The following is a 16,519-nucleotide window of genomic DNA, read 5'->3' as shown; positions in this document are numbered from 1 at the left end:
GGACCGGTCGGTACTAGGAGGGGGCGTCCCCGGCGACGAACGGCCGCACGAACTCCGCGCCCCGGTCCCACAGCAGCTCGTGGAGGGCCGTGAAGACCTCCGCCGAGCGGCGGCCCGGCCAGTCGTCGGGCAGCAGCTCCGCCGGCAGCACCGGGTCCGCGTACGGCAGGCGCCGCCAGGAGTCCAGGACCAGCAGATACGCCCGGTAGGCGTCCTCCGGGCCGCCCGGTGCCGACCGCCAGGCCCGCAGGACCGGCTCGTGGGCCGCGAGGAACTCCTCGTGCAGCCCCGCGATCGCCGGCAGGTCCCACCAGCGGGCCACCGCCTCGGCCGTCGCCGCGTACCCCAGGTGCTCGCCCCGGAAGAGGTCCACGTACGTCGAGAGCTCCAGCCGCTCCAGGGCGTTCCGCGTCTCCTCGTACAGCCGGGCCGGCGCGATCCAGACACCCGGCGCCGCCGAGCCGAAACCCAGCCGGGCGAGCCGGGAGCGCAGGAGGTGCCGCTTGTGCCGCTCGGCCTCGGGGACCGAGAAGACGGCCAGGACCCAGCCGTCGGACAGCTTCGGCTCCGTACGGGCGTAGATCCGGCGGTCGCCGTCGTCGAGGAGCCGCCGGGCGTCCTCCGACAGGGCGTACCCGGCGGCCCCGTCCGCCGTCCGGCGCGGCAGTAGCAGCCCGCGCCGCTTCAGCCGCGACACCGAGGAGCGCACCGAGGGCGCGTCCACGCCGAGCCCGCCGAGGAGCCGGATCAGCGCGGCCACGGGCATGGGGGAGTCGTCGGGCCCACGGCCGTACGCGCCGTAGAGGGAGACGATCAGGGATCGGGGAGTGTGCTGCTCGGCCACGTGATCACTTTAGGGGGTGGTCCGGACGTGCCCGGTGCCGGATCAGACCGGGTCGCGGAGCCGGAAGCGCTGGAGCTTGCCCGTCGCCGTGCGCGGCAGCGCGTCGAGGAAGACGATCTCGCGGGGCGACTTGTACGGGGCGAGTCGGGCGCGGACGAAGGCCCGCAGCGCGGCGGCCGTGACGGAATCGCGCGGCACCCCGTCCCGTACGACCGTGTACGCCACGACGACCTGGCCGCGCAGCTCGTCGGGGCGGCCGACGACCGCCGTCTCGACCACGTCGGGGTGGTCGAGGAGCACCTCCTCGACCTGGGGCCCCGCGATGTTGTACCCGGCCGAGATGATCATGTCGTCGGCCCGGGAGACGTAGCGGAACCAGCCGTCGGGCCGGCGGACGTACGTGTCGCCCGTGACGTTCCAGCCGTCCCGTACGTACTCGGCCTGGCGCGGATCGGCCAGATAGCGGCAGCCCACCGGGCCGCGCACGGCGAGCAGCCCCTCCTCGCCGTCCGGGACCTCCTTCCCGTCCCGGTCCACGATCCTGGCCTGCCAGCCCGGCACCGGGCGGCCCGTGGTGCCGGGGCGGATGTCGCCGTCGGCGGCGGAGATGAAGATGTGCAGGAGCTCGGTCGCGCCGATGCCGTTGATCAGGCGCAGCCCCGTGCGGCCGTACCAGGCGGTCCAGGTCGCCTCCGGCAGGTTCTCGCCGGCGGAGACGCAGCGCCGCAGCGAGGTGATGTCGGGGGCGGCGCCGGCCCCCAGCTCGTCGAGCATGACGCGGTAGGCGGTCGGGGCGGTGAAGAGCACCGAGACCCGGTGCCGCTCGATCGCCGCGAGCAGCTGCTTGGGCCCGGCCTGTTCGAGCAGGACCGCGCTCGCCCCGGCCCGCAGGGGGAAGACGACGAGCCCGCCGAGGCCGAACGTGAAGGCGAGCGGCGGCGAACCGGCGAAGACGTCGTCGGGCAGCGGGCGCAGGACGTGCGCGGAGAAGGTGTCGGCGACGGCGAGGACGTCCCGGTGGAAGTGGACGCAGCCCTTGGGCTGCCCGGTGGTGCCGGAGGTGAAGGCGATGAGCGCCACGTCGTCGGCGGCGGTCGCCACCGCCTCGTACGGGCCGGGGCGGCGGGCGGCGAGGGCCAGCAGGTCCTCGGGGCCGTCCCCGCCGAAGGGGGTGACGCGGAGGCCCGGGATCCGGGCGGCGAGGAGCTCGTCGAGGGAGTGGGCGTCGCAGAGGGCGTGGGTGCAGCGGGCCGCGTCCGCCATCACGGCCAGCTCGGGGGCGCGCTGCTGCGCCAGGACGGTGACGGCGACGGCACCGGCCTTCATCACGGCGAGCCAGCAGGCGGCGAGCCAGGGGGTGGTGGGGCCGCGCAGGAGCACCCGGTTGCCGGGGCGGACCCGGAGGTCGGTGGTGAGGACGTGGGCGATGCGGTCGACGCGGTCCTGGAGCTCTCCGTAGCTCCAGACCAGGCCCTCGCCGTCGTGGAAGGCGGGCCGGTCCGTGCCGAATCGTTCCACCGTGCGGTCGAGGAGCTCCGCCCCGCAGTTGAGCCGGTCGGGGTAGGTGAGCTCCGGCAGCTCGAAGACGAGTCGCGGCCACCGCTCCGGCGGGGGCAGGCCGTCGCGGGCGAAGGTGTCGAGGTGGGCCGAGGGTGTCAGCTCCATGAGTCCGTCCCCCTGTCGTGGTGGGGTCGCTCAACGCCCCACGAGCGTATCGTGTTGGTGACGACAGTCAACGGTTCGCGACAAGGGTGCCGATCGGCGTAGGGAAAGGCGTACCGGGCGGCGCAGGAACGAAGGCGCCGGGTGGTGCACGGACGGTCGTGCCGAGCGGCGTACGGACGAAGGCGCCGGGCGGTGCACGGACAGGCGTGCCGGGCGGCGTACGGACGAAGGCGCCGAGTGGTGCACGGACAGTCGTGCCGGGCGGCGTACGGACGAAGGCGCCGGAGGGCGCACGGACGAAGGCGCCGGACGGCGCCGGGACAAGGGCGCCGGAGGGCGTCGGAGAGGGCCCACATGCCCGCATTCTCGCTCGATCCGGCACAGATCACCTGGTGTGCGGAGCTCCGCGAGCTCGCCGCCGACCGTCTCGCGCCGCTCGCCGCGAAGGGCGAGCCCGGCCGCGTCAACCGCCCCCTGGTCGCCGCCCTCGGCGAACTCGGCCTCCTCGCCCGCCTCTTCGACGCCGGCGCCCTCGACCTCTGCCTCCTGCGCGAATCCCTCGCCCAGACCTGCACCGAGGCCGAGACCGCCCTTGCCCTCCAGGGCCTCGGCACCCACCCGGTCGCCGCCTTCGGCACCCCCGCGCAGCGCGCCCGCTGGCTCCCCGAGGCCACCGCGGGACGGGCCGTCGCGGCCTTCGCGCTCTCCGAGCCCGGCGCGGGCTCCGACGCCGCCGCGCTCGCCCTCGACGCCGTCCCCGACGGGAACGGCGGCTGGCGCCTGCACGGCGAGAAACGCTGGATCTCCAACGCCCCCGAGGCCGACTTCGCCACCGTCTTCGCCCGCACCACCCGCGGCGCGGGCGCCCGCGGCGTCACCGCCTTCCTCGTCCCCGCCGACCGCCCCGGACTCGGCGGCGAGTCCCTCGACATGCTCTCTCCGCACGCCCTCGGCACCCTCACCTTCGACGGTGTCCCCGTCGGCCCCGAGGACCTCCTCGGCGAACCGGACGGGGGCTTCCGGGTCGCCATGCACACCCTCAACCTCTTCCGGCCCAGCGTCGGGGCCTTCGCCGTCGGCATGGCCCAGGCCGCCCTCGACGCCGCCGTCGCCCACACCGCCGCCCGCCCCGCCTTCGGCGGCGTCCTCGCCGACCTCCAGGCCGTCTCCCACCGGATCGCCGAGATGGCCACCCGCACGGAGGCCGCCCGCCTCCTCGTCTACGCGGCGGCCACCGCGTACGACAGCGGCGACCCGGACGTGCCCCGGCGCTCGGCCATGGCGAAGCTCCTCGCCACCGAGACCGCGCAGTACGTCGTCGACGCCGCCGTACAGGTACACGGCGCCGCCGCCCTGCAACGCGGCCACCTGCTGGAACACCTCTACCGAGAGGTGCGCGCACCCCGGATCTACGAGGGGGCCACGGAGGTCCAGCGCGCGATCATCGCCAAGGAGTTGTACGCTGCCCACGCGCGGCGCCCCGAGGCCGCGCTTCCCGGGAAGGCGGTTTCCGCATGAGCCTCCACCGCCACAACCCGGCCGAACTCGCCCCGCCCGCAGGCTTCTCCCACGCCGTCACCGCCACCGGAACCCGCCTGGTCTTCCTCGCGGGCCAGACCGCGCTCGACACCGAGGGGAAGGTCGTAGGGGACACCCTCCCCGAGCAGTTCGCCACCGCCCTCGGCAATCTGCTCACCGCCCTCCGGCACGCCGGCGGCACCCCCGCCGACCTCGCGCGCGTCACCGTCTACACCACCGACGTCGACGACTACCGCGCCCACGCCGTCGAACTCGGCAGGACTTGGCGCCGGTTGGCGGGCCGGGACTACCCGGCGATGGCCGTCATCGGAGTCGTACGCCTCTGGGACGAACAGGCGCGGGTGGAGCTGGACGGCTTCGCCGTCCTGGACGAGCCCGCCCCCCTCTGACCGACCGACGGCAGCGCCGTTGATCAACTGGTCACCCATGCGGACCGGGCTTAGTGTCGAAAGGTGGACTGACCGGCCCACGGCCCCTCCGTGGAGGGCGCGATGCGCCATGAGAAGCCATGAGTAGCCATGACCAGTGACCCGAAGCCGACGACCTCGACCGCGACCTCCCCGCGCAAGCGCGACGGGGACGGCAAGGGCATCGCCCTCTTCGTGATCGCCTCCTGTCAGCTGATGGTGGTCCTCGACATCACCATCGTGAACATCGCCCTGCCCGACATCCAGCAGTCCCTGGACTTCTCGACCACCAGCCTCTCCTGGGTCGTGAACGCCTACACGCTGACCTTCGGCGGACTGCTGCTCCTCGGCGGACGCGCGGGCGACATCCTCGGACGACGCAGGACCTTCATCTTCGGCGTCCTGCTCTTCGGATTCGCCTCCCTGCTCGCGGGGTTCGCCCAGAGCGACTGGCAACTCCTCGCCGCCCGTGCGCTCCAGGGCGTCGGCGGCGCGATCGCCTCACCGACCTCCCTCTCGCTGATCTCCACGACCTTCGAAGAAGGCCCCGAACGCAACCGTGCCTTCGGCGTGTTCGCGGGCGTGTCGGCGGGCGGCGGCGCCATCGGCCTGCTCGCCGGCGGCATCCTCGTCGAATGGCTCGACTGGCGCTGGATCTTCTTCGTGAACGTGCCGATCGCCCTGATGATCGCCTTCCTGACACCCCGGCACGTCAAGGAATCCGCGCGCCAGCCCGGCCACTTCGACGTGACCGGCGCGCTCACCTCGACGCTCGGCATGGTGGCGCTGGTCTACGGATTCATCCGCGCCGCACAGGAAGGCTGGCGCGATCCGTACACGATCGCCTCCTTCGTCGCCGCGGTCGTCCTGCTCGTCACCTTCGTCCTGGTGGAGCGGCGCTCCCGGCAGCCGATCACCCCGCTGCACATGTTCGCCGACCGCAACCGCGCCGGCACCTACGGCATCATGCTCTGCCTCGCGGCCGCGATCTTCGGCATGTTCTTCTTCCTCACGCTCTTCGTGCAGACCGTCCTGGACTTCAGCCCGCTCCAAGCCGGCCTCGCCTTCCTCCCGGTGAGCGCCGTCATCGCGGTCGCCGCCGGCATCACGTCCCAACTCCTGCCCAAGTTCGGCCCGAAGCCCTTCATGGTGGTGGGTTCGCTCTGCCTGGCGGCCGGCCTCTCCTGGCTCACCCTCACCAACATCGACTCGACGTACCTGGGTTCGATCCTCGGTCCGATGCTGGTCTTCAGCTTCGGCATGGGCTTCATGTTCGTCTCGCTGACCCTGATGGCCCTCTCCAACGTCCGCGCCCAGGACACCGGAGCCGCCTCCGGCCTGCTCAACGCGACCCAGCAGGTGGGCGGTTCGCTGGGCCTCTCCATCCTGGTCACGGTCTTCGGCACGGTCAGCCGCAACGAGGCGGACGACCAGGTCCCGGCCTTCCTCGCCCAGGCGACCCCGCTGCAGAAGGCCCAGTTCGCCGAAACCGGCCAACTGCCCCCGCCCTGGAGCGACGAGGTCCTCACCGCCGGAGTCTCGGCCGGCTTCATCGTGGCGGCCGTCTTCGCGGTCCTCGCCCTCGTGATCGCTCTCGTCGCCATCCAGGTCCGCCCCTCGGACATCGAACGCCTCAAGGGCGGCGGAGTGGTGCCGGGCGCCTGAGCGGAACGAGCACAAGGGAGAGAACCGTGCGCATCGGTGTCCTGCTCCTCTCCGTCGAGGACAAGCCTCGCCAGACCACCTTCACCGTCGCATGGGCCAGGAAGGCCGTCGCCGAGGTCGCCGCCTTCTTTCACGCCCAGTCCGGCGGACGCGTCTCCCCGACCTTCGAGGTGAAGGACTGGCAGGAGGCCCCCTTCACCGCCGCCGAGTGGCACGCCCTCGGCACGGGCGCCGCCCAGGCCGTCGCCGATGCCCTCGGCTTCAGCCTCGCCTCGTACGACCACGTCGTCGCCGTGATCGACGAACCGGCCTCCGACTGGGGCACCACCCCCGGTACCACCACCTTCATCGCCGCCAAGCGCTTCAGCCCGTCGCTCCTCTGCCACGAGCTCGGCCACCGCTTCAAGGCCGCGGACGCCTGGGCGGAGGTGAACGGCGTCATGACGCGCTACGAGGACCCCTGGTGTGTCATGGGCACCTTCGGCCACATGTACACCGTGCCCGGCCTCGCCGGCGCGGGGACGGCCGGCCTCGACCAGTCGGGCCCGGGGATGTGCGTGCCCAATCTGCTGCGGACGGGCTGGCTCGACCCGGAAGCCGGGGGCGCGGTCCACGACCTGACCGACGCCGCCGGCGTCTTCCACCCCGGAGGCGTCGTCGTCGAACTGACCGCGCAGACCGGAGCGCCGGGAGCCCTGACCGCGAGCGGAACGCTCGCCGTCAAGGTGGCCGACGTCATCGTCGAGTACCGCGTACGCAGGGACGGGGGAGCGGACCGGGGGCTGCCGAACCCGGGGCGCTGGGTCGTCGCCCACCGCTGCCCGGAGGGGGACCCGCTGCCCGAGCTGGCGGACGCCTTCCCGGCCGAGGTGGGGACATGGAAGGTGCTGGGCGAGGACAACGTCTTCGACATCTTCGACGCCGGACCGCTGCAGATCCTCGTCATGGCCGTGAACAAGGAAGCCGGCACGGTCAGACTCGCGTTCTCCCGCCGCCCCGCCCGACCGCCCGACAAGGTCGGAGTCGGCACGAGCGACGGCGTCTTCGTCTTCATCCCGGGAGTCGGCATCAAGCCCATCCCGCCGCACTCACCCCTGGTCGGCATCGTCGAGCGCGTCGCCGCGGTCCACACCCTGCACCAGGCCCAACTCCTCGCGACCGAAGCCGAACTCCCCGCCCTCACGGAACGCGCCCGCACCGCGGTGGCCGACCTCGCGAACAGCCTCACCCGTGTCTCCCCCGAGCCCACCCCCTCCCCCCTCGAAGAGGCCCGCGCCCTCATCGCCGACGTCCGCCACAACGGCACACCCCTCGACGACACCGCCCTGGCCTCCATCGAATCCGCCCTGGCCGCAGCGGCGACCAGGGCGGATTCGGACCGCTGAAACGCGCCCTAGATGTCGCGGAAGATCTCGATCTGCGCGCCGACCGAGTTGAGGCGCTCCGCCAGTTCCTCGTAACCGCGGTTGATGACGTACACGTTCCGGAGGACCGAGGTGCCCTCGGCGGCCATCATCGCGAGGAGGACGACCACGGCGGGGCGGAGGGCCGGGGGGCACATCATTTCGGCGGCGCGCCAGCGGGTGGGGCCCTCGACCAGGACGCGGTGGGGGTCGAGGAGCTGGAGTCGGCCGCCGAGGCGGTTGAGGTCGGTGAGGTAGATGGCGCGGTTGTCGTAGACCCAGTCGTGGATGAGGGTCTTGCCCTGCGCCGTGGCCGCGATGGCAGCGAAGAAGGGGACGTTGTCGATGTTGAGGCCCGGGAAGGGCATCGGGTGGATCTTGTCGATCGGCGCCTCGAGCTTGGAGGGGCGGACCGTCAGGTCGACCAGGCGGGTGCGGCCGTTGTCGGCGGCGTACTCGGCCGAGCGGTCGTGGTCGAGGCCCATCTCCTCCAGGACCGCGAGCTCGATCTCCATGAACTCGATCGGGACCCGGCGGATCGTCAGCTCCGACTCGGTGACCACGGCGGCGGCGAGGAGGCTCATCGCCTCGACCGGGTCCTCGGAGGGGGAGTAGTCGACGTCGACGTCGATCTGCGGTACGCCGTGGACGGTCAGCGTCGTCGTGCCGATGCCGTCGACGCGGACGCCCAGCGCCTCCAGGAAGAAGCACAGGTCCTGGACCATGTAGTTGGAGGAGGCGTTGCGGATGACCGTCGCGCCGTCGTGGCGGGCCGCGGCGAGCAGCGCGTTCTCGGTCACCGTGTCGCCGCGCTCGGTCAGGACGATCGGACGGTCGGGGGAGACCGAGCGCTCGACCTGGGCGTGGTAGATCCCCTCGGTGGCCGTGATGTCCAGGCCGAAGCGGCGCAGCGCGATCATGTGGGGCTCGATCGTGCGCGTACCGAGGTCGCAACCGCCGGCGTACGGCAGCTTGAAGCGGTCCATGCGGTGCAGCAGGGGGCCGAGGAACATGATGATCGAGCGGGTGCGGATCGCGGCCTCGGAGTCGATCGAGTCCATGTCCAGCTCGGCCGGCGGCACGATCTCCAGGTCGACGCCCTCGTTGATCCAGCGGGTGCGCACCCCGATGGAGTTGAGGACCTCCAGGAGCCGGAAGACCTCCTCGATGCGGGCGACCCGGCGCAGGACCGTGCGGCCCTTGTTGAGGAGCGAGGCGCACAGCAGCGCGACACAGGCGTTCTTGCTCGTCTTGACGTCGATGGCTCCCGAGAGCCGGCGGCGCCCGACGACGCGGAGGTGCATGGGTCCCGCGTAACCCAGGGACACGATCTCGCTGTCGAGGGCCTCGCCGATCCGGGCGATCATCTCAAGGCTGATGTTCTGGTTGCCGCGCTCGATCCGGTTGACGGCGCTCTGGCTCGTGGCCAGCGCCTCGGCAAGCTGCGTCTGCGTCCAGCCACGGTGCTGCCGGGCGTCACGGATGAGCTTGCCGATGCGTACGAGGTAGTCGTCTGCCATGGCGTCACGTTATCTCAGATATGAGATGGGGCTCGTCAGGGGGGTGGGCCGTCAGGGTGACAGGCTGTGCGCAGTCGGGTGACGCGGTTCGTACAGGGGGAGTTCGGTGCCGCTCGGCAGCCGGACGGCCGCGAGCAGGCCCCAGCCCTGGTCGGTGATGGGGCGTGAGATCTCGGCGCCCCGGTCGTCCAGGGCCTTCAGGGTGGCGGTGATGTCTTCGCACATGAGGTAGACCTCGTTCTTCGGCTCGCCCTCCGTGGGGTGCACCGCGATCTCGGCCGGCGGCAGTTTGAAGATGAGCCAGCCCCGGCCCGCGTCCACGTGGTCGAAGCCGAGGACGTCCTTGAGGAACGCGCGGTCGGCCTCAGCGTCCCGCGTGTAGAGAATCACGTGCGCGCCGTTGAACATGGCTCGATCCTCGGCCCGTCGGATGTCCCCGGCCATTCGTGCGCGGCCATTCGTGCGCGGCCGTCCGTGCGCGGCCATTCGTGCGCGGCCGTCCGGGTGTCGCCGGCCGACGGGCCCGGCGTCTATCCCCGCCGTACTACTCGGCGGTAATCTGCGGGCCCGTCCGCAGCTTGGGGGAGTGGCATGGCCACCGTCACGACGTTCGATCCCGTCGCCGAGCACCACAAGACCCGCGCCGCGCTGGCCGCCGCGATCCCCCGGCTCGTGGGGCTGTTGCGTGCCGTCCCCGACCTGGACGCCCCCTCCGGCGTCCCCGTGTGGACCGTGGGCGACGTCGGCGCGCACCTCACGTCCGTGTATCTCGCGTACGGATCCGTCGTCTCCGCCGACGGGTCCATGGATTGGGCCGATCTGCTGCCCTCCGGTGACCTGCCCTTCGTCGAGCGGATCACCGCCATGAACGCCACCTCCGTCGGCCTCCTCGGCGGCCCCGACCGCGCCCGCCTCGGCGACCTCCTCGCCGAACGGGGCGAGACGTTCCTGCGGATCACCGAGGGCCTCGCCCCCGACACCCCCGTCACCGCCCCCTGGTACGGGCCGGAGCCGACGCTCACGGTGGCCGTCGTCACCGGCCTGATGCTCAGCGAGACCCTCGTGCACGGCCTGGACATCGCACGCGGCGCCCGGCTCCCATGGCCGATCGGGCCGGACGAGGCGAGCCTCGTGATCGGGCAGTCGATGCCCGCGATGATGGGCCTGGCTCTGGACGAGGCGAAGGCCCGGGGTGTCCGCATCGCCTTCGACCTGGTCGTCAGGGGCGGCCCGCGGCTCGCGATCGTCGTCGACGACGGGACGATGACGGTGACCCGCGACGCCCCGCCCCGTACGTACGACTGCCGGATCACCGTCGCGCCGACCGCGTTCCTGCTGGTCTCCTTCCGGCGTACGCCGATCTGGAAGGCGATCGCCCAGTGCCGGATGCGGGCAGGCGGCCGCAGGCCGTGGCTCGCCACGCGGCTCGGCGAACTCGTCGCCACTCCCTGAGCGGGCCGATCGACTCGGCTCCCCGGTCGTGGTGGCGCACGCCACCACGGATCTACCGGCCGCCCGGGCATGACCGAGCGGCGGGGATGCACTAGAGTTATCTCGACATCGAGATAACTGCTTACGGCGCACCGTGGCCGCCTGCCCGGTAAGGGTTGCCTAACTTAGCCTTACCTTAGCGGATCGGCGAGGGGTCGTGGCGGCAGCATGACGGTAGTACGCGCACATTGATGAAGGAGACTGTCGTGTCGGCGAACAGCTTCGACGCCCGCAGCACGCTGCGCGTGGGCGACGAGTCGTACGAGATCTTCAAGCTGGACAAGGTCGAGGGCTCCGCGCGCCTCCCTTACAGCCTGAAGGTCCTCCTGGAGAACCTGCTCCGCACCGAGGACGGCGCGAACATCACCGCCGACCACATCCGGGCCCTCGGCGGTTGGGACTCGCAGGCTCAGCCGAGCCAGGAGATCCAGTTCACGCCCGCCCGCGTGATCATGCAGGACTTCACCGGCGTGCCCTGTGTCGTCGACCTCGCCACCATGCGCGAGGCCGTCAAGGAGCTCGGCGGCGACCCGGCGAAGGTCAACCCGCTCTCCCCGGCCGAGCTGGTCATCGACCACTCCGTCATCGCCGACAAGTTCGGCACCGCGGACGCCTTCGGCCAGAACGTCGAGCTGGAGTACGGCCGCAACAAGGAGCGCTACCAGTTCCTGCGCTGGGGCCAGACCGCCTTCGACGACTTCAAGGTCGTCCCCCCGGGCACCGGCATCGTCCACCAGGTGAACATCGAGCACCTGGCCCGTACGGTCATGGTCCGCAACGGCCAGGCGTACCCCGACACCCTCGTCGGCACCGACTCCCACACCACCATGGTCAACGGCCTCGGTGTGCTCGGCTGGGGCGTCGGCGGCATCGAGGCCGAGGCCGCGATGCTCGGCCAGCCGGTCTCCATGCTCATCCCGCGCGTCGTCGGCTTCAAGCTGACCGGCGAGCTCCCGGCCGGCACCACCGCCACCGACCTGGTCCTCACGATCACCGAGATGCTGCGCAAGCACGGCGTCGTCGGCAAGTTCGTCGAGTTCTACGGTGAGGGCGTCGCCGCGACCTCCCTCGCGAACCGCGCCACCATCGGCAACATGTCGCCGGAGTTCGGCTCCACCGCCGCGATCTTCCCGATCGACGACGAGACGCTGAAGTACCTGCGCCTGACCGGCCGCGACGCCCAGCAGGTCGCGCTCGTCGAGGCGTACGCCAAGGAGCAGGGCCTCTGGCTCGACCCGGCCGCCGAGCCCGACTTCTCCGAGAAGCTGGAGCTCGACCTCTCCACGGTCGTCCCCTCCATCGCCGGCCCGAAGCGCCCGCAGGACCGCATCGTCCTCGCGAACGCCGCCCAGCAGTTCGCCCTGGACGTCCGCAACTACGTCGACGAGGCCGACGAGGCGGGCAAGGAGTCCTTCCCGGCCTCCGACGCCCCGGCGAACCACCCCAACGGCGCCCCGTCGAAGCCGGTCCTCGTGACCGCCCCCGACGGCTCGACGTACGAGATCGACCACGGCGCCGTCACCGTCGCCGCGATCACCTCCTGCACCAACACGTCGAACCCGTACGTGATGGTCGCCGCCGCGCTCGTCGCGAAGAAGGCCGTGGAGAAGGGCCTGACCCGCAAGCCGTGGGTCAAGACCACCCTCGCCCCGGGCTCGAAGGTCGTCACCGACTACTTCGACAAGGCGGGCCTGACCCCGTACCTCGACAAGGTCGGCTTCAACCTCGTCGGCTACGGCTGCACCACCTGCATCGGCAACTCCGGCCCGCTGCCGGAGGAGGTCTCCAAGGCCGTCAACGAGCACGACCTGGCCGTGACCTCGGTGCTCTCGGGCAACCGCAACTTCGAGGGCCGCATCAACCCCGACGTCAAGATGAACTACCTGGCCTCCCCGCCGCTGGTCGTCGCGTACGCCCTCGCCGGGTCCATGAAGGTGGACATCACCAAGGACGCCCTCGGCATCGACCAGGACGGCAAGCCCGTCTACCTGGCCGACATCTGGCCGACGGAGGCCGAGGTCAACGACGTCGTCGCCAACGCCATCGGCGAGGACATGTTCAACAAGTCCTACCAGGACGTCTTCGCGGGCGACGCCCAGTGGCAGGCGCTGCCGATCCCGACCGGCAACACCTTCGAGTGGGACACCGAGTCCACCTACGTCCGGAAGCCCCCGTACTTCGAGGGCATGACGATGGAGACCACCCCGGTCACCGACATCGTCGGCGCCCGCGTCCTGGCCAAGCTGGGCGACTCGGTCACCACCGACCACATCTCCCCGGCCGGCGCCATCAAGGCCGACACCCCGGCCGGCAAGTACCTCACCGAGCACGGTGTGGAGCGTCGTGACTTCAACTCCTACGGCTCGCGCCGAGGCAACCACGAGGTCATGATCCGCGGTACGTTCGCCAACATCCGCCTGCGCAACCAGATCGCGCCGGGCACCGAGGGCGGCTTCACCCGCGACTTCACCCAGGCCGACGCGCCGGTGGCGTTCATCTACGACGCCTCGCGCAACTACATCGAGCAGGGCACCCCGCTCGCGATCCTGGCGGGCAAGGAGTACGGCTCCGGCTCGTCCCGCGACTGGGCCGCCAAGGGCACCGCGCTGCTCGGCGTCAAGGCCGTCATCGCCGAGTCGTACGAGCGCATCCACCGCTCGAACCTCATCGGCATGGGTGTCCTGCCGCTCCAGTTCCCGGAGGGCGCGAACGCCGAGTCCCTCGGTCTGACCGGCGAGGAGACCTTCTCCTTCACCGGCGTCGAGGAGCTCAACAACGGCACCACGCCGCGCACGGTCAAGGTCACCACCGACACCGGTGTCGAGTTCGACGCGGTCGTCCGCATCGACACCCCCGGTGAGGCGGACTACTACCGCAACGGCGGCATCATGCAGTACGTGCTCCGCAACCTGATCCGCGGCTGACGCGACAGGTGATCGGCTAGTACGACAAGGGCCCCGCTCCTCGTGACGAGGAGCGGGGCCCTTGCGTATCACCGGGTCGATCAGAACCGGTTCGATCGAACCGGTTCCGATCGGATCCGGGTCGATCAGAACAGGCCGCGGAAGCCGTTCCAGCCCGACGTGCCGATCTTCATGCGGGTGGTGTACGGCGTGGACGAGCTGCCGTTGCCCTTGTACAGCCACAGCGCGCCGGCGCTGTCACGGGCCACCAGGTCCGCACGGCGGTCGCCGGTCAGGTCACCGGGGGAGACCAGGGTGTTGTACATGTTCCAGCCGCTGCCGATACGGGACCGGCCGGAGAAGGGCGCCCGGTAGTTGCCGGTGCCCTTGTAGAGCCACAGGACGCCGCTGCGGTCACGGGCGACCAGGTCGGCGCGACCGTCGCCGGTCACGTCACCCTTGCCCGCGATCTGGGTGTAGGAGTTCCACCCGGAGCCGATGCGGTAGCGCTGCGTCAGGGACGCGTTGCCGTTGCCCAGGTAGTGCCAGAGCACACCGGAGCCGTCACGGGCCAGGACGTCGTCCGGGGCGCCGCCGCCGGTGTTGCCGGCGGAGATGACCTTGTTGTAGGCGTTCCAGCCGCCCCCGAGGTCCCGGACCGGGCCGCTGCTGGCGTAGTGCAGCCGGCCCGCGCTGTTGACGGCGTACCAGCCGTCGGCGTGGTACCAGCCCTCCGACTCGGGCTGACCGTCGGTGTCCGCCTGGGTGAAGTTCTTGTACCCGACCCAGCCCCAGCCCTGTCGCCCGGCTATGCGCTGGATGGAGCCGCCGCCGACGGGGGTGTAGCCGATGATGTCGCCGTTGGTGTGCCAACCGTAGAGGTTGTTCAGCGCGGCGCCGGAAGCGGCGGTCGCGGAGACCGCGGCGGCGGACACGCGGTCCGACTGCGGCGCGGCGGGAGCGCCGGCGGTCGCGCCCGGCTCCGCCGCGACGGCGGCCGTGGTGGTGGCGAGCAGGCCGGCGGTGATCGCCGCGACCGTGACACGGGACAGGACGCCCATGCGATTCAGGCCAGAAGAGTTGGCCACGTATGACTCCAGATGCGTAGGAAACAGGCAGGTTCGCCGCGCCTCCGTCGCGAGGACGGGCGTCGGCGAGACCTCTATGATCCCGGATCCTCCTTATGGAATCTTCACCTGACGGGGGGTCTGTGACACAACTGTTTCGGTCACGGACGTATGTCCCTCTTTGCCCTGGCCGCACCCGTCTCGGCATGATTCGGTCTCACCAATCGCGTCACGAGGCCTCCAATATGTGGAGGTCTGATGTGCTGTCAAGGGTGTTACAGGGCCAACGGTTGGACGAAACGCTGCAGATTCGGCGCGCTTATCCCGGAGGTCTCAACTCGGGAAAGATGGTTGCTGAAACCTGCTTTCGATCTTGCTCAGGTGAAGGGAAGTGGACTATACCTGTCGGCGTCCAGCCCGTCGGAACGCTCCGACGAGGCCCGACGCGTGCACGACCCGGCTGCAAATGACCGCGGTGGCGGGGCCCTTCGCCTGAGGCGAGTGAGTACGGGCGACCGGTACACCGCCTGAGTCCTGAATGAAGGCGAGGACTTGAGCATGGGATCCACCTCCGCACACACCAATGAGGGCGGCCTCGGCCGTCGCGATCTGATCAAGCGTTCCGCGGCGATCGGTCTGATCTCGGTACCGACGATGGGCTTCCTCTCCGCCTGCGCGAGCAGCAGCAGCGGCGACGGCAATGAAAAGGTCGAGAAGGGTACGAAGTCCGAAAAGAACCCGCTCGGGGTGAATGAGGGGGCGGCGCTCGACTTCGTCCTCTTCGACGGCGGATTCGGACAGCAGTACGCCAAAGACGCGATCAAGATCTACGAGCAGAACTACCCCAAGGCCAAGGTCAAGTTCACTCCCACCCAGAAGATCACGACCGTCCTCCAGCCGCGCTTCAACGGCGGCAACCCGCCGGACCTGATCGACAACTCCGGCGCCGAGCAGATGGACATGGGCGTCCTCGTCGGCCAGAAGCAGCTTGCCGACCTCACCGCCCTCCTCGACGCGCCCTCCATCGACGACCCGAAGAAGACGGTCCGCGACACCCTGCGGCCCGGCATCGTCGAGATGGGCCAGTTCGACGGCGCCCCGGTCTGGGTCCTCTACTACGCCTACACCGTCTACGGCGTCTGGTACTCGCAGAAGCTCCTCGACTCCCTCGACGCGAAGTACCCCGAGACCTGGGACGAGATGCTGGCCGTCTGCGAGAAGGCCAAGAAGAAGGGCATCGCCGGCTGGACGTACGCGGGCAAGCACCCGTACTACCTCCCCTTCTCGCTCTACCCGATGATCGGCAAGGTCGGCGGCCGCGAGGTTCTGGACGCCATCGACAACCTGGAGCCGAAGGCCTGGGAGCACCCCGCGGTCAAGGCGTGTTTCGAGGCGTACTACGAGCTCCAGCGCAAGGGCTACATCCTCAAGGGCACCCCCGGCCTCGACCACATCCAGTCGCAGACCGCCTGGACCGAGAACAAGGCGCTGTTCATTCCGAACGGCTCCTGGGTCGAGAACGAGGCGGCGAAGACCATGCCGGCCGACTTCGACCTGGCCGTCTCCGCACCGAGCGGCCTCGACGCCTCCGACAAGTTGCCCTTCGGCACCATGTGGGCCTCCGGCGGCGAGCCCTTCATCGTCCCGGCCAAGGCGGCGAACGTCGAGGGCGGCATGGAGCAGCTGCGCGTCATGCTCAGCGAGGCCTCGTCCAAGAACTTCACGCAGTCCGTGAAGTCCCTGTCCGCCTTCAACGGCGGCACCGACGGCATCGAGCTGACCCCGGGCCTCAAGTCCGGTGTCGCCGCCCTGGAGAAGGCCGGCAAGAACGTCGTCAACCCGCGGCTGCAGGACTGGTACGTCGCCCTGCAGAAGGAGAAGATCGGTGTCGCCGGCATCGGCGAGATGATGGCCGGTCGCGCGACCCCGGCCGAGACGATCAAGAAGATCCAGAAGTTCGCCGACGAGGCGGCCAAGGACCAGAACATCAAGCACTACAAGCACCAGTGAGCAGT

Annotated in this window: 12 protein-coding genes; 7 read left to right on the top strand and 5 right to left on the bottom strand. The window is 70.5% G+C overall.

Annotated features, from left to right (window positions below):
- Positions 1-13 precede the first annotated feature (13 nt).
- Positions 14-844: a PaaX family transcriptional regulator C-terminal domain-containing protein gene (locus tag ASC82_RS16670; protein ID WP_056648107.1), complete on the bottom strand. Its 831-nt coding sequence runs from the start codon at positions 842-844 to the stop codon at positions 14-16.
- A gap of 42 nt (positions 845-886) precedes the next feature.
- Positions 887-2,509 (bottom strand): AMP-binding protein, encoded by a 1,623-nt coding sequence (locus ASC82_RS16665; RefSeq protein ID WP_056648104.1) that lies wholly within the window; start codon positions 2,507-2,509, stop codon positions 887-889.
- A gap of 354 nt (positions 2,510-2,863) precedes the next feature.
- Here ASC82_RS16665 and ASC82_RS16660 point away from each other — a divergent pair, with 354 nt between their 5' ends.
- The 4 genes from ASC82_RS16660 (at position 2,864) to ASC82_RS16645 (ending at position 7,505) form a co-directional block, all read left to right on the top strand.
- Positions 2,864-4,027 carry an acyl-CoA dehydrogenase family protein gene (locus ASC82_RS16660; RefSeq protein ID WP_056648101.1) on the top strand — a complete coding sequence of 388 codons (1,164 nt, stop codon included), beginning with the start codon at positions 2,864-2,866 and terminating at the stop codon, positions 4,025-4,027.
- A complete protein-coding gene (locus tag ASC82_RS16655; protein WP_056648099.1) occupies positions 4,024-4,437 on the top strand; it encodes a RidA family protein in 414 nt (137 codons plus the stop codon). The genes ASC82_RS16660 and ASC82_RS16655 overlap by 4 nt, the downstream gene beginning before the upstream one ends.
- 129 nt (positions 4,438-4,566) lie before the next feature.
- Positions 4,567-6,120 (top strand): MFS transporter, encoded by a 1,554-nt coding sequence (locus ASC82_RS16650; RefSeq protein WP_056648096.1) that lies wholly within the window; start codon positions 4,567-4,569, stop codon positions 6,118-6,120.
- A gap of 26 nt (positions 6,121-6,146) precedes the next feature.
- Positions 6,147-7,505, top strand: a complete 1,359-nt coding sequence (locus ASC82_RS16645) for a hypothetical protein (RefSeq protein WP_056648093.1) — start codon at positions 6,147-6,149, stop codon at positions 7,503-7,505.
- Positions 7,506-7,513: 8 nt separating this feature from the next.
- On the opposite strand, the gene ASC82_RS16640 is transcribed toward ASC82_RS16645, so the two are convergent.
- Together ASC82_RS16640 and ASC82_RS16635 are read right to left on the bottom strand one after the other, a co-directional pair.
- Entirely contained in the window at positions 7,514-9,043 is a 1,530-nt protein-coding gene (locus ASC82_RS16640) for a UDP-N-acetylglucosamine 1-carboxyvinyltransferase (RefSeq protein ID WP_056648089.1), read from the bottom strand.
- Positions 9,044-9,094: 51 nt separating this feature from the next.
- Positions 9,095-9,451 (bottom strand): VOC family protein, encoded by a 357-nt coding sequence (locus ASC82_RS16635; protein ID WP_056648085.1) that lies wholly within the window; start codon positions 9,449-9,451, stop codon positions 9,095-9,097.
- A gap of 183 nt (positions 9,452-9,634) precedes the next feature.
- Here ASC82_RS16635 and ASC82_RS16630 point away from each other — a divergent pair, with 183 nt between their 5' ends.
- Positions 9,635-10,495 carry a maleylpyruvate isomerase N-terminal domain-containing protein gene (locus tag ASC82_RS16630; RefSeq protein WP_056648083.1) on the top strand — a complete coding sequence of 287 codons (861 nt, stop codon included), beginning with the start codon at positions 9,635-9,637 and terminating at the stop codon, positions 10,493-10,495.
- A 245-nt stretch (positions 10,496-10,740) separates the two neighbouring features.
- The gene (gene acnA / locus ASC82_RS16625; protein WP_056648079.1) at positions 10,741-13,458 is read left to right on the top strand and encodes an aconitate hydratase AcnA; all 2,718 of its coding nucleotides are present in this window, start codon (positions 10,741-10,743) and stop codon (positions 13,456-13,458) included.
- A gap of 125 nt (positions 13,459-13,583) precedes the next feature.
- Here acnA and ASC82_RS16620 read toward each other — a convergent pair whose 3' ends face one another.
- Positions 13,584-14,525 (bottom strand): VCBS repeat-containing protein, encoded by a 942-nt coding sequence (locus ASC82_RS16620; protein WP_242427672.1) that lies wholly within the window; start codon positions 14,523-14,525, stop codon positions 13,584-13,586.
- A gap of 537 nt (positions 14,526-15,062) precedes the next feature.
- Here ASC82_RS16620 and ngcE point away from each other — a divergent pair.
- Complete coding sequence (gene ngcE / locus ASC82_RS16615; RefSeq protein ID WP_056648076.1) at positions 15,063-16,514, top strand: N-acetylglucosamine/diacetylchitobiose ABC transporter substrate-binding protein; 1,452 nt, start codon at positions 15,063-15,065, stop codon at positions 16,512-16,514.
- Positions 16,515-16,519: the final 5 nt, after the last annotated feature.

It is taken from the genome of Streptomyces sp. Root431 (assembly GCF_001426585.1).
GTDB classification, from domain to species: domain Bacteria; phylum Actinomycetota; class Actinomycetes; order Streptomycetales; family Streptomycetaceae; genus Streptomyces; species Streptomyces stackebrandtii.
This window is presented reverse-complemented; position numbering and strand designations above follow the sequence as displayed.

Bases quoted from the DNA above. Each gene is read 5' to 3' on its own strand.
- ASC82_RS16665 (WP_056648104.1), bottom strand. From the start codon at position 2,509: ATGGAGCTGACACCCTCGGCCCACCTCGACACCTTCGCCCGCGACGGC.
- ASC82_RS16660 (WP_056648101.1), top strand. From the start codon at position 2,864: ATGCCCGCATTCTCGCTCGATCCGGCACAGATCACCTGGTGTGCGGAG.
- ASC82_RS16655 (WP_056648099.1), top strand. From the start codon at position 4,024: ATGAGCCTCCACCGCCACAACCCGGCCGAACTCGCCCCGCCCGCAGGC.
- ASC82_RS16650 (WP_056648096.1), top strand. From the start codon at position 4,567: ATGACCAGTGACCCGAAGCCGACGACCTCGACCGCGACCTCCCCGCGC.
- ASC82_RS16640 (WP_056648089.1), bottom strand. From the start codon at position 9,043: ATGGCAGACGACTACCTCGTACGCATCGGCAAGCTCATCCGTGACGCC.
- ASC82_RS16635 (WP_056648085.1), bottom strand. From the start codon at position 9,451: ATGTTCAACGGCGCGCACGTGATTCTCTACACGCGGGACGCTGAGGCC.
- ASC82_RS16630 (WP_056648083.1), top strand. From the start codon at position 9,635: ATGGCCACCGTCACGACGTTCGATCCCGTCGCCGAGCACCACAAGACC.
- ngcE (WP_056648076.1), top strand. From the start codon at position 15,063: ATGGGATCCACCTCCGCACACACCAATGAGGGCGGCCTCGGCCGTCGC.